This window comes from Streptomyces sp. F63, assembly GCF_018070345.1.
GTDB lineage: Bacteria > Actinomycetota > Actinomycetes > Streptomycetales > Streptomycetaceae > Streptomyces.
The window spans coordinates 100,734-122,492 of sequence record NZ_JAGPXX010000011.1; the positions used below are offsets into that span (position 1 = coordinate 100,734).

Sequence of the window (21,759 nt, forward strand, 5' to 3'; positions counted from 1 at the left end):
ACGGGCCCGGGGAGATCCTCAGCCGTGCCAGGAGCGCCAGAGGGCGGCGTACGGCCCGCCCGCCGCCACCAGTTCGTCATGGCTGCCCAGCTCGGTGATCCGGCCGTCCTCCACGACCGCGATGACATCGGCGTCGTGGGCCGTGTGCAGCCGGTGCGCGATGGCCACGACCGTACGGCCGTCCAGGACCCGTGCCAGCGAGCGCTCCAGGTGCCGCGCCGCCCGCGGGTCCAGCAGCGAGGTGGCCTCGTCCAGCACCAGGGTGTGCGGATCGGCCAGGACCAGCCGCGCCAGGGCGACCTGCTGTGCCTGCGCCGGGGTCAGTGCCAGTCCGCCGGAGCCCACCTCCGTGTCCAGGCCGTCGTCGAGGGCCCTCGCCCAGTCCGCGGCGTCCACGGCACCGAGAGCCGCCCACAGCTCCGCGTCGCCGGCGCCGGTACGGGCCAGCAGCAGATTGTCCCGCAGCGACCCCACGAACACGTGGTGCTCCTGGTTGACGAGGGCCACATGCGCGCGCACCCGCTCGGCGGGCATCCGCGCCAGCTCGGCGCCGCCGAGCGTCACCGCACCGGACCGGGGCGCGTAGATCCCCGCGAGAAGCCGGCCGAGCGTGGACTTGCCGGCGCCGGACGGCCCCACGAGCGCCAGCCGGGTCCCCGGGCGGATGTCCAGGGAGACCCCGTGCAGCACGTCACCGTGCTGGTGGTAGCCGAACCGGACCTCCTCCGCCCGGACGTCCAGCCCGTCCGGGGCCACCCGGCCGTCCCCGGCACCCTCCTCGATCTCCCGGACGCCGACCAGCCGGGCGAGGGACACCTGCGCCACCTGGAGCTCGTCGTACCAGCGCAGGATCAGCCCCACCGGCTCGGTCAGCATCTGGGCGAGCAGCGCACCGGTCGTGAGGGCGCCGACGGTCATCCAGCCGTTCAGGACACCGACGCCCCCGATCATCAGAGCGGCCCCGAGGATCGTCAGGTGCGAGGCGTTGATCACGGGGAACAGCACGGACCGCAGCCAGAGCGTGTACCGTTCCCACGCCGTCCATTCCTTGACCCGCCGGTCCGAGAGCGCGATCCGGCGGGGCCCCAGGCGGTGCGCCTCGATGGTCCGGCCCGCGTCCACGGTCTCGGCGAGCACCGCGGCCACCGCCGCGTACCCGGCGGCCTCCGCGCGGTACGCGGCGGGCGCCCGGCGGTAGTACCAGCGGCAGCCGGCGAGGAGAACGGGCAGCGCCACGAGCACGGCCAAGGCCAGCGGGGGAGCGGTCACCGCCATCCCGGTCAGCAGCAGCCCCGCCCACACCACGCCGATGCACAGCTGGGGCACGGCCTCGCGCATGGCCTCGGCCAGGCGGTCGATGTCGGTGCTGATCCGGGAGAGCAGGTCCCCGGTCCCGGCCCGTTCCAACACGCCGGGAGGCAGGGCCACCGAGCGGACGAGGAAGTCCTCGCGCAGATCCGCCAGCATCCGCTCACCGAGGACCGCGCCGCGCAGCCGTACCGACCGCACGAAGACGGTCTGCACGGCGAGCGCCACCGTGAACAGCGCGACGGTGCGCGGCAGATCGACGCCCCCGCCGGCGGCGAGTTCCTCGACCAGGCCGCCCAGCAGGTACGGGCCCACCATGGAGGCGGTCACCGCGACGGCGTTGACCGCCACCAGCAGGGCGAAGGCCCGGCGGTGCCGCCGCAGCAGCTCCCGCACATAGCCGCGGACGGTCGCGGGCGAGCCGACCGGCAGGGTGGTCGCCGACTCCGGTGCCGCCGGGTCGTACGCCGGGGGTGCCACGCCGATCATGCCGTCTCCTCGATCCCCGCCCGGGCGGCCGGTGCCGCCGGGCCCGTCCGGTGATGCGCCGCGGTCGCGTGCCGCGGCTCCTCCTCCGCGCCGCGGGTGACGACGGCCCGGTATCCGGCGTGGGTGCGCAGCAGTTCCCGGTGGGTGCCCGCCGCGGCCGCCTCCCCGCCGGGCAGGAACACCACCCGGTCGGCCCGGTCCAGCAGCAGCGGGCTGGAGGAGAGCACGACCGTCGTGCGGCCGGCCCGCAGCCTCCGCAGCCCGTCGGCGATCCGTGCCTCGGTGTGCGAGTCGACGGCGCTCGTCGGCTCGTCCAGCACCAGTACCTCCGGGTCCGTCACGAGCGAGCGCGCCAGCGCCAGCCGCTGCCGCTGTCCGCCGGAGAGCGACCGCCCGCGCTCGGTGATCCGCGTCTCCCGCGGATCCCCGGAGCCGCCGTCCGTGCCCTGGGCGAGCGCGGTCAGGACGTCGCCGCACTGGGCGGCGTCCAGCGCGTCCGCGGCTGCGACCGTCCCCCGCGACGGGACGTCGAGGAGTTCCCGGAGGGTGCCGGACAGCAGCACCGGGTCCTTGTCCTGGACGAGGACGGCCGCCCTGGCCTCCTCCAGCGGAACCTCGTCGAGGGGTGCCCCGCCGAGCAGGACGGACGGCCGGTCCGGCTCCTCCTCCCGCTGGGGGGCGTGCCCGCCGAGCCGGTCGGCGAGCCGTCCGGCCGCGTCCGGGTCACCGCAGACGGCGACGGTCAGCAGCCCGGCCGGCGCGTGCAACCCGCTCACCGGGTCGTACAGGTCCCCCGTGAGCGGCCGGCCGGTGCCGCCCCCTCCTCCGCTGCCGCCGGACGCGGAGTCCGGCCCGGCCGGAGAGGTCCGGCGCAGCGACAGCACGCGCGCCGCGCGCTTCGCCGACGGCTTGGAGAAGGAGTACGCCATCGCGATCTCCTCGAAATGCCGGAGCGGGAACAGCAGGAAGGTCACCGCGCCGTACACGGCGACCAGTTCGCCGAGCGGGATGCGTCCCTCGCGGGCCAGTGCGACGCCGTACCAGACCACCCCGATCAGCAGCAGCCCCGGCAGGAACACCTGCACCGCGCTGATGAGCGCCCACATGCGGGCGCTGCGCACGGCGGCGCTCCGCACCTCCTGGGAGGCCCGCCGGTAGCGGTCCAGGAACAGCTCCTCGCCGCCGATGCCGCGCAGCACCCGCAGCCCGGCCACGGTGTCCGAGGCCAGCTCCGTGGCGCGGCCCGCCCTGGCCCGCTGCGCGTCGGCACGGCGGGTGGCGGGCGGCAGCAGCGGCAGCACGGCCAGCACCAGCAGCGGCACGCCGGCGGCCACGACCAGGCCCAGGGACGGCTGGGCCACGAGCAGCACCGCGCAGACGCCCACCGTCGTGACAGCGGCCGCGGTGAAGCGGGAGAGGGCCTCCACGAACCAGCCGATCTTCTCCACGTCACCGGTCGACACCGCGGTGATCTCACCCGCCGCCACCCTCCGGGTCAGGGTGGAGCCCAGCTCGGCGGTCTTGCGGGCGAGCAGCTGCTGCACCCGCGCGGCCGCGGTGATCCAGTTGGTGACCGCGGCCCGGTGCAGCATGGTGTCGGCCACCGCGATCACCGTACCGAGCAGCGCGATGAGGCCGCCGGCGAGCGCCAGCCGCCCGCCGGAGCGGTCGACCACGGCCTGCACGGCGAAACCCACCACCAGGGGGACCGCCGCGAGCCCGGCCATGTGCAGCGTGCCCCACCCGAGGGCCTTGAGCTGCCCGCCCAACTGCCGCCCGCCGAGCCACAGCAGGAATCGCCCACCGGACCGTACGTCCGGGGTGCCCGGGTCGGTGTACGGAAGATCGTGGATCTGCATGACGTCCCAGGGATTGGTGTCGGCGGGCGGGGAAGCGTGGCAAGACTCGCGTTCGCGACCGCTCCGCATCAACCGGTTTTCCGGCGGGTGCGACGATGGATCCATGCGCATCACCGGTATCCAGCGGACAGCGGCCGCGGTCCTGGCGGCCGCCGCCCTTCTCACCGGCTGCGGCGCGGCGGGCGACGCCGCCCCGCGCGCGGACGGGGAGCGTCCGGCCCGCCACGCCTCACCCACGGCCGGCCCGGCCCGGCTGCCCGGTGTCGGGGACCGGCTCCGGGCCCGGATCCCGCAGACCTCCCGGCAGGCCGTCGTCGTCTACGGCGAGGGCCGGGACTCCGCCGATGCCGAGGCCGTGCTGTACACCCGGACGGGAGACACCTGGCGGCGCACCCGCGCCTGGCCCGCCCACAACGGCAAGCGCGGCTGGACGACGGACCACCGGGCGGGCGACAAGCGCAGCCCGTCCGGGGTGTTCACCCTCTCCGACGCCGGCGGGGTGCTGGCCGACCCCGGCGCGAAACTCCCGTACACCCGTTCCGCGGCCTTCGCCGCCCCCCGCTCCTGGGCGAAGACGCACTGGCACGACTTCGACTACGTCATCGCCGTCGACTACAACCGGGTGAAGGGCACCCCTCCGAACGACCCGAACCGCCCCGAGGGCGAGGACAAGGGCGGCTACATCTGGCTGCACCTCGACCACGGCAGCGGCACTTCCGGCTGCGTCAGCCTTCCGAAGACCGGGATGGAGTATCTGCTGCGCACGCTCGACCCCGAGGCGGATCCGGTCGTGGTGATGGGGGAGAGGAACCACCTGAAGGGCTGACGGGCCCGGCTCCCGGCCGCGGCTCCGGCCGGCCGGGCTCCGGAACCCGTCCACGGGCCCGTCCCCGGGACCGGCGCCCGACCGTCCGCGGAGGCCCCGCCGGCCGGAACACCAGCATCGCGAAGGAATCCATGCGCCATCACGACCTGAACACCGGACCCGACGGCCCGTGGACTCCGCCGGTGCCCGACGCGGAGCGCCCGGTCGAATTGCGGCGCGTCCTGCGCCTGTTCCGCCCGTACCGGGGCCGGCTGGCGCTCGTCGGGCTGCTCGTCGGCGCCGCCTCGCTGGTCTCCGTGGCGACGCCGTTCATGCTGCGCGAGATCCTCGACACCGCGATCCCCGAGGGACGGACGGGCCTGCTGAGCCTGCTGGCCCTCGGCATGCTGGCCGCCGCCGTGGCCGGAGGCGTCTTCGGCGTGCTCCAGACGCTGATCTCGACCACCGTCGGCCAGCGGGTGATGCACGACCTGCGCACCGCCGTCTACGACCGGCTGCAGCGCATGCCGCTCGCCTTCTTCACCCGCACCCGCACCGGGGAGGTCCAGTCCCGCATCGCCAACGACATCGGCGGAATGCAGGCCACCGTCACCTCCACGGCCACCTCGCTGGTCTCCAACCTCACCAGTGTCGTCGCCACCGTCGTGGCCATGCTGGCCCTGGACTGGCGGCTGACCGCGGTGTCGCTGCTCCTGCTGCCGCTCTTCGTCTGGATCAGCCGCCGGGTCGGGCGGGAGCGGAAGAAGATCACGGCGCAGCGGCAGAAGCAGATGGCGGCGATGTCCGCGATGGTCACGGAGTCCCTCTCCGTCAGCGGCATCCTGCTCGGCCGGACGATGGGGCGGGCGGACTCCCTGGCGGACCAGTTCGCGGACGAGTCCGAACGGCTGGCGCGGCTGGAGATCCGCTCCAGTATGGCGGGCCGCTGGCGCATGGCCGTCATCGGCGTCGTCATGGCCGCCATGCCCGCGGTCATCTACTGGGCCGCCGGGATGGCCCTGCGCGCGGGCGGACCTCAGATCTCGATCGGCACGCTCGTGGCCTTCGTCTCCCTCCAGCAGGGTCTGTTCCGCCCCACGGTCAGCCTGCTGTCGACCGGGGTCCAGCTGCAGGCGTCGCTCGCCCTCTTCCAGCGCATCTTCGAGTACCTCGATCTCCGGGTGGACATCACCGAGCCCGAGCGGCCGGTGCACTTGGAGCGGGTGCGCGGTGACGTGCGTTTCGACGGCGTCGACTTCCACTACGACCGGGACGGCGGCGCCGAGCCGACGCTCTCCGGCGTCGACCTCACCGTCCCGGCCGGCGGCAGCCTCGCGGTGGTCGGCCCCACCGGTTCGGGCAAGAGCACTCTCGGCTGTCTCGTCCCGCGCCTGTACGACGTGACGGGCGGCCGGGTACTGCTGGACGGCACCGATGTCCGGGACCTCTCCTTCGACACGCTCGCCCGGGCCGTGGGCGTGGTCTCCCAGGAGACGTACCTCTTCCACGCCTCGGTGGCCGACAACCTCCGGTTCGCCAAGCCCGGGGCCACCGACGAGGAGATCCGGGACGCCGCCCGGGCCGCCCAGATCCACGACCACATCGAGAGCCTCCCGGACGGCTACGACACCCTCGTCGGCGAACGCGGCTACCGCTTCTCCGGCGGTGAGAAGCAGCGCCTGGCCATCGCCCGGACGATCCTGCGCGACCCGCCGGTCCTCATCCTCGACGAGGCCACCAGCGCCCTGGACACCCACACCGAACAGGCCGTGCAGCGGGCGGTCGACGAACTCTCCGCGCGCCGCACGACGATCACCATCGCCCACCGGCTGTCCACCATCCGCGAGGCGGACCAGATCGTGGTCCTCGACGGCGGGCGGATCGCGGAGCGCGGCACGCACCCGGAGCTCATGGCCCGGGGCGGGCGCTACGCGGCCCTCGTCCGCCGGGACGCCGAGAACACCGAGAACGCCGGGACGGCACCGGGTGACGGTGCCGACGCCGACCCCGCCTCCGCGGAGGGGGCCCGTGCCGGCGGCACCGCCGCGCCCGGCGCACCGGCGTCCACGGCCCGGAGCGGTCCGGCCGGCCCCGCTCCCGCGGCCCCGAGCGGCCCGGACGCCGCGGCCGCGCCGGTGGCCGCCGGCCCCTGAGGGGCGGGGCCGCTCAGCCGGCGGCCCGCGCCGGCGACTCCAGCAGCCGCCGGATCTCGCGGACGGCCGCGCGCCCGTAGCGGTTGGCGCCGACGGTGCTGGCCGACGGCCCGTAGCCGAGCAGATGCACCCGCGGGTCGCGGACCGCGCGCGTGCCCTCCAGGCGGATGCCGCCGCCCGGTTCGCGCAGGCGCAGCGGGGCGAGATGGCCGAGGGCCGCGCGGAAGCCGGTGGCCCAGACGATCGAGTCGGCCGCGGCCGTACTGCCGTCGTCCCAGGCCACGCCCCGCGGGGTGATCCGGGTGAACATCGGCCGCCGCTCCAGGACACCGCTCTCCCGGCCGCGCCGCACCGCCTCGTTCATGACCAGCCCGGTCACCGAGACCACGCTGCGCGGCGGCAGCCCGGCCCGTACGCGCTCGTCGACCAGGGCGACGGCCTCCCGGCCGCGCCGCTCGTCGAACGGCCCGGCGCGGAACACCGGCGGGCGCCGGGTCACCCAGACGGTGTCCGCGGCCACTTCGGCGATCTCCAGCAGATGCTGGACGGCGGAGGTGCCGCCGCCGACCACGACCACCCGCTCGCCCGCGAAGTCCTCGGGGCCCCGGTAGCCGGCCGTGTGGACCTGCCGGCCGCGGAAGGTCTCCGCGCCCGGGCAGTGAGGCAGGAACGGGCGTTCCCAGGTGCCGGTCGCGTTGATCAGTGCCCGTGCCGACCAGTCGCCGTCGTCCCGGGTGCGCACCAGCAGCCGTCCGCCGGGTCCCTCCGACACGGAGGTGACGTCCACCGGCCGGCGCGCCCGCAGGTCGAACGTCCGCTCGTAGCGGGCGAAGTAGTCACCGATGACCTCGGAGGACGGACGGTCCTCGGGAGCGTTCACCAGGGGCAGCCCCGGCAGGTCGTACATGCCGTGCACCCTGCCGTACGTGAGCGAGGGCCACCGGAACTGCCAGGCGCCGCCGGGCGCGGGGGAGTGGTCCAGAAGGGCGACACCGCGGCCCGGTTCCCAGCCCGCGCGCCGCAGGTGGTACGCGGCGGACAGACCGGCCTGACCGGCGCCGACGACGGCCACGTCCACGTCCCGCGCGTCCCGCGTGCCTCTGTCCGTCATGGCTCCGGCAACGCCATGGGGCCCCGGAGTCTTCCCCTCCCGGCCCGGTCGGCCAGGATGGGGGCATGTCCGATGCCTTCACCACCCGCACGATCGACATCGCCACCGGCTCCACGGAGACGGTCCACGACCTGACGGGGACCTGTGTCGAGTTCCTGCGGACCTCGGCCTCCGGGCGTGACGGTCTGCTCAACATCTTCGTACCGCACGCCACCGCCGGGATCGCGATCCTCGAAACCGGCGCGGGCAGCGACGACGACCTGCTCGCCACGCTGCACGACCTGCTGCCGGCGGACGACCGGTGGCGGCACCGGCACGGCAGTCCCGGGCACGGCCGCGACCACGTCCTCCCCGCCCTCGTCCCGCCGCACGCCACGCTGCCGGTGGTCGGCGGGCGGCTGGAGCTGGGCACCTGGCAGTCGGTCTGCCTGGTCGACACCAACCGCGACAACCCGGATCGCACCGTCCGGCTGTCCTTCCTCGGCTGAGCCGGGAGGGGCGGCCGGCCCGCCCCGTGTGACGGAGCCCCCGGGGCCGCTCCGTGACGCCCTCCGTGTTCCGGCCCGGGCGCCGGTGATCTGCCGTGAAGTACTCCGGCGCGGCCCCCGCGAGAAGGAGCGGGGAGCCTCCGGCGAGCAGGAGGAGACCGGGGGAGGGCGCGGAACGGCCACGGGGCGGGCCCGCCGCGGCGGTTGCGTGCCCCCGGCGGCTCTTCGAGGCGCTGCACCGGCGCTCTGTGGGCGCGGTGATGTGCTGCGCGGCCCGGCGCGTCCCGCGTGTCGGCCCGGCACGGGGCGACGTCCCGCCCGGCCTTCGCGGCATGGCCGGCAGGCGGCAGGAGCCGGAGTGCCCGGACGGGGCGTCAGCCCGCGCGGTCCGCGGACCGGCGCAGCGACTCCACCAGCGGGCGCGCCCGGTACGGCACCCGCTCGCGCAACGCGACGTCCGTACGGGTCCGCACGACGCCCGGGAGCCGGATCAGCCGCTGGATGACGTCCTCCAGATGGCCGTTGTCGCGGGCGACGACACGGGTCAGCAGATCCCCTCCGCCGGTGACCGAGAACGCCTCGATGATCTCCGGGATCTCCGCCAGGGCGTCGCCGACGTCCACCAGATGGCCCTGCGTCACCTCGATGTGCACAAAGGCCAGCACGGGATGGCCGAGTGCGGCGAACGACAGCCGCGGCCCCTCGTCGCGGATCAGCCCGTCGCGCTCCATGCGCTCCAGCCGGGCCTGGAGCGTTCCGCGGGCCACGCCGAGAATCCGGGCGTACTCACGCACGCTGGTGCGGGGCTGTTCCAGCAGCAGTTCCAGGATGCGTGCGTCCAGCGCGTCCGGCGTGCCGGCTCCCCGGGCGTGTGGGGACGGCATGGGCCAACGGCCCCCTTCCGGTCGAAATCGGCAGGGAGCACTGTACCAATGGCACAGTGCCCGGCCGTTCGTTTGAGCCAGCGGTCGACCGGATGCTTTCATGGCTCCATAGCTGGCGTTGCGATGGACTGCGCCGGACGGCAAGGAAGCCGCTTCCGGGTCCCGCAGCGCCTTTTCCCTGCCCCGGCGCGCACGGCCGCGCGCCCCGGGCGGACCGCGCCCCCGGCGAAACCGACGACGACGAGAGGCAGGATCCCGCTGTGCCCCGACTCGGCCCCATCTCCGCCGTCGCGGTCCTCCGCACCCTGTCCCCGGCTCCCGACCCGGGCCTGCACCGGCTGCGGACCGCGGCGCGTGCCGTGCTCGGCGTCGGGCTGTCCGTCGCCGCGGCCGTCGCCGCGGGACTGCCGCTGCCGGCTGCGGTCACCGGCGGTCTCGCGGCCCTGCTGGCGCTGTTCACCGTGACCGACCCGTCGGTGCGGCGGCAGGCCGCCACCACCGCGCTGCTGCCGGCGGCCGGACTGCCCGTGCTCGCGCTGGCCACCGTCCTGCGGGAGGACCCGGTGCTCCGGGACGGCGCGTTCCTGCTGGTCGTCCTCGGCGGCGTCTACGCCCGGCGCTGGGGGCCGCGCGGGCACGCCCTCGGCATCTTCGCCTTCATGATGTTCTTCGCCGTTCAGTTCCTGGACGCGGTACCGGGCCGGCTGCCGGAGCTGTCCGCGGCCGTGCTGCTGTCCGTCGCGGTGTCGGGAGCCGTGCGGTTCGCTGCCTGGCCGATCGAACGGCGCACCCCTCCGCCCGAGCTGCCCGCCCCGCAGGGCGGACGAGGACTGGGCCGCCCCACGACCCGGCAGGCGGTCCAGGCCACGGCGGCGTGCGCGCTGGCCCTGGGCGCGGGCCAGGCGCTTTCGCAGGAGCGGTGGTACTGGGCGGTGGGCACCGTCTGGTGGATCTTCGTCAACACCGCTTCGCGCGGTGAGACCCTGGTCCGCGGCTGGCGGCGTGTGGTCGGCACCGTCACGGGTGTCGCCGCGGGGCTGTTCACGGCCGTACCGCTGCACGGCCAGCCCGCGCCGAGCGCCGTCCTCGTGGCCGTCTGCGTGTTCGGGATCTTCTACACGGCACCGCTCTCGTACAGCTGGATGATGTTCTTCGTGACGGTCATGGCGGGGCTTCTCTACGGCCTGCTCGGCGTGCTGGACGAGGCGCTGCTCGCGCTGCGCGTCGCCGAGACGCTGGCCGGCGCGGTGGCCGTGGCGCTCGCCGTGGCCGTCGTCCTCCCCGTCACCACACACGCCTCCACGGACGCCTGGATCCAGCGCTCCCTGATGTGCGTCCGGCAGTGCACGGCGGAGGCGTCCCGCCGCCTGGCCGGTGACGGGAACGCGGACCCGGCGCCGCACGCCGACGCGCTCGGACCGCTGCTCGACCGGGTGCGGGTCTCCGTGGCCCCGCTCCTCCACCCGCTCAACCCGTTCACCGCCCGAAGGGAGCGGGCCCGCCGGATCGTCGCCCTGCTCGACGAGTGCGCCGGCCACCTGCGCGACCTCACGGAGCTCGCGGCCGACCCGGCCGCCTCCCACGACACCCGGCTGACCGACGCCTGCCGTCGGGTGGAGGCGGCGGTGGCCGCGCTCGTCACCCCCGGAGCCGCGGTCGCGGCCGCCCGGCCCGCCCCCGTGGAAGCACCACGGCATCCGGGCGCCGAACGCGCCCTCGCCTGCCTGCACGGCCTGGAGGAGGCGCTCGCATCGCTCGCCGCTCCGCTGCGCTGCTCTCCGCGCGCGCCCCTGGCGTCCTCCTGAGCCTGCGGGGTCGGGGGCGGCAGCGGGAAGGCGTGTCGGCGCACCGGCCGCGGGCACCCGCGACACGGAGAAGGGCGGGGCCGTCGTACGGCCGCCGCCCCTCGAACTGCGGGACCGGGACGCCGCCCGCGTGCGGGGCATCCGTGTCCCGGCCGGTCAGCGCAGAGGCTGGGCCTGCTGCGGTGTGATGCCCAGGGCCGCCGCGTACTGCGAGAGCACCAGCCTGCCGATCGCCGGATAGGAGCCCAGGGACTCCCCCGACGCGCAGCCCGCCTCGGCGGCGGCGGCCTCCAGCAGCCCCTCGGGGAGCTCGGGCCCGATCAGATACGGCGCGAGCGCGAGCTGCGCCGAGCCGGCGCCCCGCAGCTCCTCCGCGGCCTTTCCGATGGAGCCCTCGACGTCCAGCGCGGCGGCGAGCACCGGAACCGCGAGACGGGCGGCGAGGAGCATGCCGGTGATGCCGGCGGCCTGCACGGCGTCCTCACCGCCGACGGTGGCGAGGATGATGCCGTCGGCGGCCGTGGCGACGGTGAACAGCCGTGCCCGGTCGGCGCGGGCGAGCCCGGCCTCCGACAGCCGCACGTGCAGGGCTTCCGCCAGGAGGGGGTGCGGGCCGAGCGCCTCGGTCAGCTCGGCGGACGTCCGGCTGTCCATGACGGCCTGCCGGATGCGGCGGGTGAGCGCGCTGTCCGGGCCGGCGAGCAGCGGCACCACGACGGCGTCGGGGGCGTCCTCGCCGATGGCGGGGATCCGTCCTCCTTCCGTCCCGGCGCTCTCGGCCGCCTCGGTGGCGCGGGCCAGCCGGGCGGCACGGTCCGCCGCGGCCCGGGAGAGCACGGACGACAGTGCGGGGAACTCGTCGTCACCGCCGTCGATGTATCCGATGTGGGCGTGCAGGCCCGGCAGCTCGGACCGGGCGATGCTGACGACCTCTTCCGCCAGGCTGCGGGAGGCCGCGTCGGGCGTGCCGGGCACCGCCAGCACCAGCGCGGGGGCACCCTCCGGCGCCGCCAGCGGCTCCGGTTTCCGGTGCCGACCGGGCTGGCGGGGACGCGGCATTCGTACGGGCAGGCCCGGTGCGGGCCCTGTGGGGGTGCTCATGGCGCCGCATGTTAACCCTTTGGAGGGCTTTGGTGTTCGGGGAGGGTGCGGCTGTGCGCTCTTCGTCCACATTCGTCCGGCGCTTCGTTGCGTTACTCGGAGTACGTCAGCTGGGGGCGGGCGGGTGCGGACAGAGAGCGAGCAGGCTTCCGTCGACGGGAAGCCGCAGGCTGCCGCGGGCCAGTTCGCCGGCGATCCGCAGAGCGCCGTCGAGCGGGCCGCCCTCGGCGCTCACCGGGCGCGCGTGCGGCGCGAGCCGGGACAGCTCCTCCCGGAAGGGCTCCAGCAGAAGCGGCCCCATCCCGAGGAGACCGCCGGTGAAGGCCACCGGGCAGCCGGTGGCGGGCGGGCAGACAGCGGCCGTCGTCTCGGCGATGCCGCGGGCCGCGTCCCGCAGGATGCCGGCCGCCACCGGGTCCTCCCCGGCGCAGGCGGCCACCTCCGGCGCGAACGAGGCGAGGACGGCGGCGCGGTCGCTCCGCGGATAGAGCTGGGCCGGAAGACCGGCGGCCGGGCCGAAGACCGCCTCCAGCCGGGCCAGCAGCGCCTCCGAGCCGCCCCGGCGCCCGTCGTGGGCCCGGAGAGCCGCCTCCAGGCCGGCCCGGCCGATCCAGGCGCCTCCACCGCAGTCGCCGAGCAGATGACCCCAGCCGTCGGCCCGCCGCCAACCGCCGCCCGGAGCGGGGCGGTCCGGAGATCCGCCGGAAACCGGAGCCCCTTCCGGGGGCGTGCCGGCGCCCGGGAGGGCTCCCGGAGGGGCGGACGGACGGGAGGCGGGGCGCCCGCCGGGCCCGGCGGGCCCGGCGGGTCCCCGGGCGGCACGGACCGGACCGGAGCCGGGCGGATCCCCGTGGCCGCGGGGCGCACCGGGGTGCGGGGAAGCGCCGGAGAGCCGGTGTCCCAGGGGAAGGTGGTCCCCGGCGCCGTGTGACGCGTCCGGGTCCGCCCCGAGGGCGATCACGCCGGTGCCCGCCGCGACGACCGCGCCCGCCCGCTGGCCGAGGGCTCCGGCGTAGGCGGTGACGGCGTCGGCTGCCAGCGCCAGCCGGCGGACGCCCAGTTCGGCGGCGAGGGCCCCCGGCAGCCGGGCCCGCAGATCACCGCCCAGGGTGGCCATCCCGGCGGCACCCACCGCCACCGCGGCCACGGCACCTCCGCGCCGTGGCCCGGCCTCTCCGGCCCGGGCCAGCAATTCCCGTACGGCGGGGAGCAGGAGGGCGAGCAGATGCCCGGCGTCGATGCCCCGGGGCCCCGTGCGCACGGGTTCGGTCCCGATCGCCTCCCCGGCCCGCTCGCCGTCCTCCGGACGGGCGAGAGCCACACGCAGTCCGGAGCCGCCGGAGTCGACTCCGACGACCCAGCGGCGCTCACCGCCGCGGTGCTTCCGTCCGCCGGCCTCCCGGGAGCCGCTCATGCTCCGTCTCCTCGCCGGCCGGCCGCCCCGGCAGGACCGGGTGCGCCCGCCGAGGAGAGCGGTGGGCGGCCGGCGGCGGACGCGCCCTGGGCTGCGGGCGCCGGTGCCTTCCGTGCGCGGCACCGGAGGAGACGCTGCCGCGGCCGGGGGATGCCGGGCGCCCGCGGCTCCGGGCGGCCCTCCGGGGCGCTGTGGCCCGCCGGGCGCGAGCCCCGGACCGGCCGCCGTGCGCGGACCGGGGGTGCCTGCCGCCGCGCCGTGCGCGGGAGCGGGCCCGCCGCCCCCGCGCCGCACCTCACGGCAGGCGCCAGTCGACCGGTTGGCCGCCCTGCTGTACGAGGAGGTCGTTGGCGCGGCTGAACGGACGGGAGCCGAAGAACCCGCGGTCGGCGGACATGGGGGAGGGGTGCGCCGACTCCACGGCCGGGAGCGGGCCGAGCAGCGGGCGCACGTTCCGCGCGTCCCGCCCCCAGAGGATGGCCACCAGGGGGCGGCCCCGCTCGGCGAGGGCCCGGATGGCCTGTTCGGTGACGGCTTCCCAGCCCTTGCCGCGGTGTGCGGCGGGCTTGCGCGGGGCGGTGGTGAGCGCCCGGTTGAGGAGCAGCACGCCCTGCCGGGTCCACGGGGTCAGATCGCCGTTGGAGGGCCGCGGGACTCCGAGGTCGCTCTGGAGTTCCCGGAAGATGTTCTCCAGGCTGCCGGGGAGCGGACGGACCTCGGGTGCCACCGAGAAGCTGAGCCCCACGGCGTGTCCGGGCGTGGGATAGGGGTCCTGACCCACGATCAGGACCCGTACCTCGTCGAAGGGCTGCTGGAAGGCGCGCAGCACATGCGGTCCGGCGGGCAGGTACGTGCGCCCGGCGGCGATCTCGGCACGGAGGAAGTCCCCCATCGCGGCGATCTGCCCGGCGACCGGGTCGAGCGCCTTGGCCCAGTCCGGTTCGACGATTTCGTTCAATGGTCGTGCAGCCACGGACGGTCACTCTACTGGCTCCCCGCACAGGTTCGTCGGCGGTCCCGGCAACCCGGCTCAGCCGATCACGGCGGCACGCACACAGAGCACATCCGGGAAGTGGGCGGCGAGTTGGCGCCAGCTCTCGCCCTCGTCCGCGCTCGCGTACAGCTCGCCGTTGCGGTTGCCGAAGTACAGCCCGGCCGGGTCGGCGCCGTCGGTCCACAGGGCATCCCGCAGCACCGGGCCGTAGTGCGCTGCCTCGGGGAGGCCCGCGCCGAGCGGTTCCCAGCTCTCACCCGCGTCCTCCGTGCGGTAGACCCGGCAGCGGCGCCCGGCCGGCACCCGGTCCGCGTCGGCGTTGAGCGGGAAGACGTAGGCGACGCCGCCGCGGCGGGGGTGGGCCACGACCGGGAAGCCGAAGTCCGAGGGCAGGGAGCCGCCGATGGGGGTCCACCGGGCGCCGGCGTCGTCGCTGCGGTAGACGCCCCAGTGGTTCTGCAGGTAGAGCCGGTCCGGGTCGGCGGCGTCGCGGGCGATCTTGTGGACGCACTGCCCGAACTCCGGGTAGGGGTCGGGCAGGAAGACGGCCGAGATCCCGGTGTTCGACGGGGCCCAGCTCGAACCGCCGTCCAGGGAGCGGAAGACGCCGGCGGCGGATACCGCGACCGTCACCGCCCGCGGGTCGCGCGGGTCGGTGAGGACCGTGTGCACGGCCTCCCCGCCGCCGCCCGGTGCCCACCGGTCGCGCGTGGGGTGCTCCCACAGGGGCCGGACCAGCCCGAAGGTCTCGCCGCCGTCCTCCGAGCGGAAGAGCGCGGCCGGCTCGGTGCCCGCGTAGACCACGCCGGGCTCGGCCGGGCCGGCCGGCTGGAGCTGCCAGACCCGCTCCAGGGAGGCTCCGGTGTCCTCCGGGAAGCGGACGGCCGGACGTTCCGGCTCCCGCCAGGTGGCGCCGAGATCGTCGGAGTGGAAGACGGACGGGCCCCAGTGCGAGCTGTCCCCGCCGACCAGGAGCCGGGGAGTGCCGCCGGGCCGCGGGTCGATCCCGACCGAGTAGACGGCCTGTGCGGCGAAGTGCGGGCCGTCGAACTCCCATTCCCCGGCCGTCCCGCCGGCGGAGCCGCGCCGCCGGGCGAGGAAGAGTCCTTTGCGGGTCCCCACGGCGAGCAGGACGTCGGTCATCACGGCACCTCCGGAACGTGGTCGTGTTGCGTGGGTCACAGTCTGCACCGGCCCACTGACAACGGCGTTCCGCCACGGCGCCGTACCAGGTCAGCCCGCCCGCAGGTACGGAACGGGGACGGGGAGCGGGGCGTCCAGCTCCCGCGCGGCGCGCCGGGCGAAGTAGGGGTCGCGGAGCAGTTCCCGGCCCAGCAGCACCGCGTCGGCCCGGCCGGCGGCGAGGATCTCCTCCGCCTGGTGCGCCGCGGTGATCTCGCCGACCGCCCCGACCGGCATCCCGGTCCGGGTCCGGACCCGCTCGGCGAACGGCACCTGGTAGCCGGGTCCCGTGGGAATGCGGACCCGGGGCGCGTTGCCGCCGCTGGAGACGTCCAGAAGGTCCACTCCGTGTGCGCGGAGGTCCGCGGCCAGCCGTACGGTGTCGTCCACCGTCCAGCCGGCCTGTTCGCCCGCCCCGTTCTCCGCCAGCCAGTCCGTCGCCGAGACGCGGAACAGGACGGGCAGGTCGTCCGGCCACACCTCGCGGACCGCGTCCACCACCCGCAGGGCGAGCCGTGTCCGGTTCTCGTAGGAGCCGCCGTGGGCATCGGTGCGCCGGTTGCTGTACGGCGACAGGAACTCCCCGATGAGGTAGCCGTGCGCCCCGTGCACCTCGGCGACCTGGAAGCCGGCGGCCAGGGCCCGCCGTGCGGCGTCGGCGAACTGCCCCACCACGGCGTCGATCTGCCGGACCGACAGCTCGGCGGGGACCGGATGTCCCTCGTCGAAGGGCAGCGGGCTCGGCCCGAGGGGCCGCCAGCCGCCCTCGCCGGCGGTGAGCGGGGCGCCGCCCTTCCACGGCAGGGCCGTCGACGCCTTGCGCCCGGCGTGCGCGAGCTGGATGCCGGGGACCGTGCCCTGGTCCTTGAGGAGTCCGGTGAGGCGCCGGAATGCCTCCGTCTGGCGGTCGTTCCAGAGGCCGAGGTCTCCCGGGCTGATCCGGCCCTCGGGGCTGACGGCCGTGGCCTCGACCAGGATGAGGCCGGTGCCGCCCACGGCGCGCGAGGCGTAGTGCGTGAGGTGCCAGTCACCCGGCATCCCCGCGTCGGGTCCGGTGTGCACCGCGGAGTACTGGCACATCGGTGCCATCCAGACGCGGTTGGGGACGGTCAGCGAGCGCAGGGTCAGGGGGGTGAACAGACGGCTCACGGCGGGCTCCGGGTGGGATCGGCGGTCGCAACGACTCGTACGCCAGGCATCGTAGTACGGGATGTGTCAAACTACGAGGGTCTTCGTACAATGAAGGGCCCCGCCCCGAGGAGCCGCCGTGACCGCCCCGCCCCCGAGCCGCACGCTGGACCACCCGCCCCGGGACGCGATCCGGCTCGAAGGCGTGCTGCACGCCCTCTCCGACCCGATGCGGTTGCGGATCGTCCGGCGCCTGGCCGCCGCCGAGGACGAGTTGTCCTGCTCGCTCTTCGGCCTTCCGATCAGCAAGTCCACGACCACGCACCACTTCCGGGTGCTGCGCGAGAGCGGCGTGATCCAGCAGTGCTACCGGGGGACGGCCAAGATGAACGGCCTCCGCCGGGACGACCTCGACGCCCTCTTCCCGGGCCTGCTCGACAGCCTGCTCCGGGCCGCCGCGCTCCAGGCGCGCCGGCTCCGCGAGGGCTGAGGGCGCCGGCCCGCCGGGGCGTCACAGGTCCCGCATCCGGCCGATCTCGGCGGTCTGCTGGGCGCTCATGTCGGTGGTCATCTCCTCCACCAGGACGTCGTTCCCCTCCTTGAGGACCGTGGTGGCCATCGTCACCGCGCCCTGATGGTGGGTGATCATCAGTTTGAGGAAGAGTTCGTCGAAGGCGTCCCCGCGGGCCGCGGAGAGCCGGTCGAGCTCCGCCTCGGTGGCCATGCCCGGCATCGAACCGTGGCCGTGCCCGTGCGTCTCCTGTTCCCCGTGTGCCCCGCCCCGCCGGTCGAGCCAGCCCTCCATGGCCCCGATCTCGGGACCCTGGGCCGCCGCGATCCGCCGGGCGATCCTCCGCACGCCCGCCGAGTCCGCGTGCTTCTCCGCGAGCGCGGCCATGGTCAGGGCCTGCCGGTGGTGAACGATCATCATCCGGACGAAGCGCACGTCGGCCGCGTTGGGGGCGGAATCCTCGCGGCCGGCCTTCCCGGCCTCCTCCGCCGAGAGGGTCCCGGCGGCCTCACCCGGTCGGCCGGGCGCGACCACGGAGGGGCCGGCGTCCGCCTTCGCCGGGGCCGGACCGTCCGCCTCGCAGGCCGAGAGGGCCAGGGCCGCGGCCGCCGCCGCGGAGACGAGGAGCTGCGAACGGGCCCGGCCCGTCATCCGATGGTGGAACACAGGACCTCCAGGGGTGGAGCGAAGCGGCACCGGCTGCGAACACATCTTCGTTAATCACTGTTGAGATGTACATGTAGACGGCGATACTGCGGAATTGACGCACCGTTCGACGCCGAACGGACCATGAAGGAGGTCTCAGTGACGTCGTTGCACCCACCCCGCGCGCGGCGCAGACCCCTGGGCGTGGCAGTGGTGGCCTTCGGGCTGCTCGCCACGTTCCTGGCAGCCGGCCCGGCGGCCGCGACACCGGACCCCGGTGACGCGCCCGACGGGAAGCGGATGTCGAAGGAACTCGCGGCCGACACCCGCGCGTCCATCAGGAACGGCGACATTCCGGCTGTGGACGAGATCGTCCACAGCGAGAACATCAGACACCTCGCGAGTGTCGGCAAGGGCGCTCTCGGGGGCCCGAACACGGATCTGGCGTTCCAGGGCCGCTACGCCTTCGCCGGCAACTACGACGGCTTCACCGTCTACGACATCTCCGATCCGAGGTCCCCGAAGACCGTGAGCCAGGTGCTCTGTCCCGGCGGCCAGAACGACGTCTCCGTCTCCGGCAACCTGCTCTTCCTCTCCACCGACTCCTCGCGCAGCGACGACTCCTGCACCAGCACCTCCCAGCCGGCCAGCGAGAAGTCCTCCTGGGAGGGCATGAAGATCTTCGACATCAGCGACAAGCGGAACCCCCGCTACGTCGCCGCGGTCGAGACCGCCTGCGGCTCGCACACCCACACGCTGGTGCCCGGGAAGCGCGAGGTGTACATCTACGTCTCCTCGTACTTCCCCAGCGAGGCCTTCCCGGACTGCCGGCCGCCGCACGACGGCATCTCGGTGATCAAGGTTCCGCGGAAGGCGCCGGAGCGGTCGGCGGTCGTCGACTTCCCGGTCCTCTTCCCGGACGGCGGCAACTCCGGCTCCGAGGGCAGCAGCTACGAGACCACCGGCTGCCACGACATCACGGCCTTCCCGAGGAAGCGGCTGGCCGCCGGGGCCTGCATGGGCGACGGCATCCTGATGGACATCTCGGATCCGGCGCGGCCCCGGGTGATCGACCGGGTGCGGGACAACACCAACTTCGCGTTCTGGCACTCGGCGACCTTCAGTGAGGACGGCGACAAGGTCGTGTTCACCGACGAACTGGGCGGCGGTGTCGGCGCGACCTGCAACGCGGCGGTGGGACCCGACCGCGGTGCCAACGGCATCTACGACCTGAAGCGCAGGGGCCACCACCGGGAACTGGTGTTCCGCAGCTACTTCAAGATCCCGCGCCACCAGGCGGACACCGAGAACTGCGTGGCCCACAACGGCTCGCTGATCCCGGTCAGGGGCCGCGACATCATGGTCCAGGCCTGGTACCAGGGCGGTGTCTCGGTCTGGGAGTTCACCGACTCGTCCCGTCCGAAGGAGATCGGCTACTTCGAGCGCGGTCCCCTGTCCGCCGACACCCTGACCCTGGGCGGCTCCTGGTCCGCCTACTACTACAACGGCCACATCTACTCGAACGACATCGCCAAGGGCTTCGACGTCCTGCGCATCGACGACCGCCGCACGGCGGGCGCCGCGCGGGTACGGATGTACGAGCTCAACGTGCAGACGCAGCCCGACTACCGCTGAACCGCGGCACGCGGAAGCGTCCCCCCGGGCGGCTCCACGCCCGGCGGGACGCCGAGCTCCCACGGGAGTGCGAAACGCTGGAACAGCTCCGAGCGCAGCACTTCGGGGGGCAGGGGCGCACCGGGCAGCAGAACCGCCACCACCGCGCCCATGAGCAGGGCGCGCAGCAGCGGGTAGTCGGAGTCCGGGTGCGCCGATCCGTAACGGACCACGGTGTCGCGGAGCAGGACGGCCAGCCGCTGCTGCTCCGGGCACTGCACAAAACCCTCGGCGGTGAGGATGCCCGCCATGTGGGTGCGCATCAGGACGGGATGGTCGCGGGCGATGCCGAGGATGGCGTCGATCGCCCGGGCGAGCCGCTCGTCGCCGTCCTCGGTGCGCGGCTCGCGCTCCAGCGCCGCCTCCAGCGTGCGGTGCATCAGCCGGTGCACGGCTGACTGGAGCAGCTGCCGCTTGCCGGGGAAGTAGTAGGAGACCAGCCCGCGGGCCGAGCCCGCCCGGTCGGCGATGTCGGCGAGGGTCGTCGCCTCGTAACCGCGTTCGCCGACCAGCTCGACCGTAGCCTGGAGCAGCCGTTCGCGGGAGCGACGGCGCAACTCTTCATTGACCGATGCGCTGCGCGGGGACATGCTGTAACTCCTGCGTTGACTGGCTCCGGGCCAATATACTCAGTGCGATGCCGCCTCTGCCCTGTTCAGAGGCGTTTTCGAGACCGCCACCGTTTTCGGGCGACGCGGGGGATCGCCCGAAAACGGTGGTTTCGGACGGCTTTCGGGCCCAGCCCCCTCAGCCGAGCCGGGAGAGCACGGGGCGCAGACCTTCGGGGCGTTCGGCCACCGGCAGGGACTCCACCAGTTCCAGCGCACAGCCCACCGCCGTCGCCCCGCCGTCCGCCCGCGCGCTGTCGCCCACCATCAGCGTCTCCCGGGGTGTCACGTCCAGTGCCTCGCAGGCGGCCCGGAAGAGCCGCGCGTCGGGCTTGGCCACGCCGTGCTCGTACGACAGGACGTAGGCGTCGACGAAGCCGTCCAGTCCGTACTCCCGGAAGACCGGGCGGAGATCCCAGCCGATGTTCGACACCACGGCGATCCGCCTGCCGCGCTCGCGCAGCGTTCCGAGTACGCCGGCGGCGTCCGGGTAGGGAGTCCAGGCGCCCGGCTCCATGTGCCGGTCGTAGAGCGCCTCGTAGGCTTCCGGCCAGGGCAGCGCGGCCTCCCGGGCGAGTCCGGTGAAGAGCTCGCGGTGGTGTTCGGCCGCGCAGTCCCGCAGCTCCCAGAGGGAGGCCAGATGCCGGGGCATCCCGTGCGGGGACGAGCCGCCCGGCAGCGCGCCCGAGCGGGCCAGCCGCTCCGCCCAGTGCGTCAGTTCCGGTTCCGGCACCGCGATCCCGAGACGGTCCAGGGTGACCCGCAGCCAGTGCTCCACGGTTTCGATGCGGAAGAGGGTGCCGGAGAAGTCGAAGAGGACACCGGTGATCGCCATGCGGTGATCATTCCCCGGTCATCCCCGGCCGTTCAAGGGTTTCCGTACGTTGCGCCTCCCGTACCAGTGGTGCGCGGCGATGGCACCGGAGGCGACGGCCACCCCCAGCAGCCAGCCGGCCACCACGTCCGACAGCCAGTGGACGCCCAGGTAGACCCGGGTGAAACCGACCCCGGCGACCGACACCGCCGCCACGGCCGCGGCGGCCCGCATCAGGGCTCCCCGCACGCCCGCGCGATGGGCGAGCCACAGCAGGAGGACGCAGACGAAGGCAGCCGTCATCGCGTGCCCCGACGGGAACGCCGCGTAGTGCGCCGAGTCCACCGGATCCCTCCACCGGGGGCGCGGACGGTCGACGAGCGCCTTGATGCCCTGCTGCAGGACCGAGCCGGCCAGCAGGGTGGCGAGCACCCACAGGGCCGTCGCCCGGTCACCGCCCCTGCGGGACAGCAGCAGGGCCGGCACGGCGAGCAGCAGGGCCAGCCGCATGGTCCAGGGGTCCCACACCCAGTCGGTGAGCACACGGTTGGCCTGGGTGATGTCGGGGCTGGCCCGCGCCGACTCGTGCAGGCCGACGGCGACGGTCCGGTCGAGCGCGAGCAGCGGGCCCCACTCCAGAGCGACCAGCACGAGCAGGGCGGCGGCCGCCAGGGCACACAGGCCCGCAACCCAGAGAAGGCCGGCCGCGCGCCGGGAACGGGGGTCGCCGGCGGTCACGGGGGCGGTGGGGGAGGGCGTCCGCATGCACTGCATCCTGGCCGGGGC

The 21,759-nt window shown here is 74.8% G+C and carries 19 protein-coding genes; 6 read left to right on the plus strand and 13 right to left on the minus strand.

The window, feature by feature from the left end; all coding sequences use genetic code 11:
- Positions 1 to 18: 18 nt before the first annotated feature.
- On the minus strand, positions 19 to 1,797 hold the full coding sequence (locus tag KBZ10_RS14465; protein WP_210988018.1) for an ABC transporter ATP-binding protein: 1,779 nt from the start codon (positions 1,795 to 1,797) through the stop codon (positions 19 to 21).
- On the minus strand, positions 1,794 to 3,656 hold the full coding sequence (locus KBZ10_RS14470; RefSeq protein ID WP_210988086.1) for an ABC transporter ATP-binding protein: 1,863 nt from the start codon (positions 3,654 to 3,656) through the stop codon (positions 1,794 to 1,796). The genes KBZ10_RS14465 and KBZ10_RS14470 overlap by 4 nt, the downstream gene beginning before the upstream one ends.
- 103 nt (positions 3,657 to 3,759) lie before the next feature.
- Here KBZ10_RS14470 and KBZ10_RS14475 point away from each other — a divergent pair, with 103 nt between their 5' ends.
- Together KBZ10_RS14475 and KBZ10_RS14480 are read left to right on the plus strand one after the other, a co-directional pair.
- Positions 3,760 to 4,482: a L,D-transpeptidase family protein gene (locus KBZ10_RS14475; RefSeq protein ID WP_210988019.1), complete on the plus strand. Its 723-nt coding sequence runs from the start codon at positions 3,760 to 3,762 to the stop codon at positions 4,480 to 4,482.
- Between the two features lie 131 nt (positions 4,483 to 4,613).
- A complete protein-coding gene (locus KBZ10_RS14480; RefSeq protein ID WP_247702366.1) occupies positions 4,614 to 6,614 on the plus strand; it encodes an ABC transporter ATP-binding protein in 2,001 nt (666 codons plus the stop codon).
- Between the two features lie 13 nt (positions 6,615 to 6,627).
- Here the strand turns inward: KBZ10_RS14480 and KBZ10_RS14485 are convergent, their stop codons facing one another.
- Positions 6,628 to 7,725, minus strand: coding sequence for an FAD-dependent oxidoreductase (locus KBZ10_RS14485; protein ID WP_210988020.1), 1,098 nt, complete (start codon positions 7,723 to 7,725; stop codon positions 6,628 to 6,630).
- A gap of 65 nt (positions 7,726 to 7,790) precedes the next feature.
- On the opposite strand from KBZ10_RS14485, the gene KBZ10_RS14490 reads away from it, so the two are divergent.
- Positions 7,791 to 8,213, plus strand: coding sequence for a secondary thiamine-phosphate synthase enzyme YjbQ (locus KBZ10_RS14490; RefSeq protein ID WP_210988021.1), 423 nt, complete (start codon positions 7,791 to 7,793; stop codon positions 8,211 to 8,213).
- Between the two features lie 374 nt (positions 8,214 to 8,587).
- On the opposite strand, the gene KBZ10_RS14495 is transcribed toward KBZ10_RS14490, so the two are convergent.
- Positions 8,588 to 9,097 (minus strand): Lrp/AsnC family transcriptional regulator, encoded by a 510-nt coding sequence (locus KBZ10_RS14495; RefSeq protein WP_210988022.1) that lies wholly within the window; start codon positions 9,095 to 9,097, stop codon positions 8,588 to 8,590.
- 260 nt (positions 9,098 to 9,357) lie between these two features.
- On the opposite strand from KBZ10_RS14495, the gene KBZ10_RS14500 reads away from it, so the two are divergent.
- Positions 9,358 to 10,902: an FUSC family protein gene (locus KBZ10_RS14500; RefSeq protein WP_307847426.1), complete on the plus strand. Its 1,545-nt coding sequence runs from the start codon at positions 9,358 to 9,360 to the stop codon at positions 10,900 to 10,902.
- A gap of 156 nt (positions 10,903 to 11,058) precedes the next feature.
- Here KBZ10_RS14500 and KBZ10_RS14505 read toward each other — a convergent pair whose 3' ends face one another.
- The 5 genes from KBZ10_RS14505 to KBZ10_RS14525 all read right to left on the minus strand — a co-directional run bounded on the left by KBZ10_RS14505 (position 11,059) and on the right by KBZ10_RS14525 (position 16,742).
- Entirely contained in the window at positions 11,059 to 12,003 is a 945-nt protein-coding gene (locus KBZ10_RS14505) for a sirohydrochlorin chelatase (protein WP_210988024.1), read from the minus strand.
- A 106-nt stretch (positions 12,004 to 12,109) separates the two neighbouring features.
- Positions 12,110 to 13,417, minus strand: a complete 1,308-nt coding sequence (locus KBZ10_RS14510) for a BadF/BadG/BcrA/BcrD ATPase family protein (protein WP_210988025.1) — start codon at positions 13,415 to 13,417, stop codon at positions 12,110 to 12,112.
- Between the two features lie 295 nt (positions 13,418 to 13,712).
- Positions 13,713 to 14,390, minus strand: a complete 678-nt coding sequence (locus KBZ10_RS14515; protein WP_210988026.1) for a uracil-DNA glycosylase — start codon at positions 14,388 to 14,390, stop codon at positions 13,713 to 13,715.
- Between the two features lie 57 nt (positions 14,391 to 14,447).
- Positions 14,448 to 15,554 carry a sialidase family protein gene (locus tag KBZ10_RS14520; RefSeq protein WP_210988027.1) on the minus strand — a complete coding sequence of 369 codons (1,107 nt, stop codon included), beginning with the start codon at positions 15,552 to 15,554 and terminating at the stop codon, positions 14,448 to 14,450.
- Positions 15,555 to 15,644: 90 nt separating this feature from the next.
- The gene (locus KBZ10_RS14525) at positions 15,645 to 16,742 is read right to left on the minus strand and encodes an NADH:flavin oxidoreductase/NADH oxidase (RefSeq protein WP_210988028.1); all 1,098 of its coding nucleotides are present in this window, start codon (positions 16,740 to 16,742) and stop codon (positions 15,645 to 15,647) included.
- Between the two features lie 118 nt (positions 16,743 to 16,860).
- On the opposite strand from KBZ10_RS14525, the gene KBZ10_RS14530 reads away from it, so the two are divergent.
- Positions 16,861 to 17,211, plus strand: coding sequence for a helix-turn-helix transcriptional regulator (locus tag KBZ10_RS14530; protein WP_210988029.1), 351 nt, complete (start codon positions 16,861 to 16,863; stop codon positions 17,209 to 17,211).
- A gap of 21 nt (positions 17,212 to 17,232) precedes the next feature.
- Here the strand turns inward: KBZ10_RS14530 and KBZ10_RS14535 are convergent, their stop codons facing one another.
- On the minus strand, positions 17,233 to 17,898 hold the full coding sequence (locus tag KBZ10_RS14535) for a DUF305 domain-containing protein (RefSeq protein WP_374223352.1): 666 nt from the start codon (positions 17,896 to 17,898) through the stop codon (positions 17,233 to 17,235).
- Positions 17,899 to 18,021: 123 nt separating this feature from the next.
- Between KBZ10_RS14535 and KBZ10_RS14540 the strand changes: the two genes are divergently transcribed.
- Positions 18,022 to 19,512 (plus strand): LVIVD repeat-containing protein, encoded by a 1,491-nt coding sequence (locus tag KBZ10_RS14540; RefSeq protein ID WP_210988030.1) that lies wholly within the window; start codon positions 18,022 to 18,024, stop codon positions 19,510 to 19,512.
- Here KBZ10_RS14540 and KBZ10_RS14545 read toward each other — a convergent pair.
- From KBZ10_RS14545 to KBZ10_RS14555, 3 genes are all read right to left on the minus strand, one after another.
- Positions 19,503 to 20,141: a TetR/AcrR family transcriptional regulator gene (locus KBZ10_RS14545; protein WP_210988031.1), complete on the minus strand. Its 639-nt coding sequence runs from the start codon at positions 20,139 to 20,141 to the stop codon at positions 19,503 to 19,505. The genes KBZ10_RS14540 and KBZ10_RS14545 overlap by 10 nt on opposite strands.
- A gap of 157 nt (positions 20,142 to 20,298) precedes the next feature.
- Entirely contained in the window at positions 20,299 to 20,994 is a 696-nt protein-coding gene (locus KBZ10_RS14550; protein ID WP_210988032.1) for an HAD family hydrolase, read from the minus strand.
- 18 nt (positions 20,995 to 21,012) lie between these two features.
- Positions 21,013 to 21,738: a phosphatase PAP2 family protein gene (locus tag KBZ10_RS14555; protein WP_210988033.1), complete on the minus strand. Its 726-nt coding sequence runs from the start codon at positions 21,736 to 21,738 to the stop codon at positions 21,013 to 21,015.
- Positions 21,739 to 21,759 lie beyond the last annotated feature (21 nt).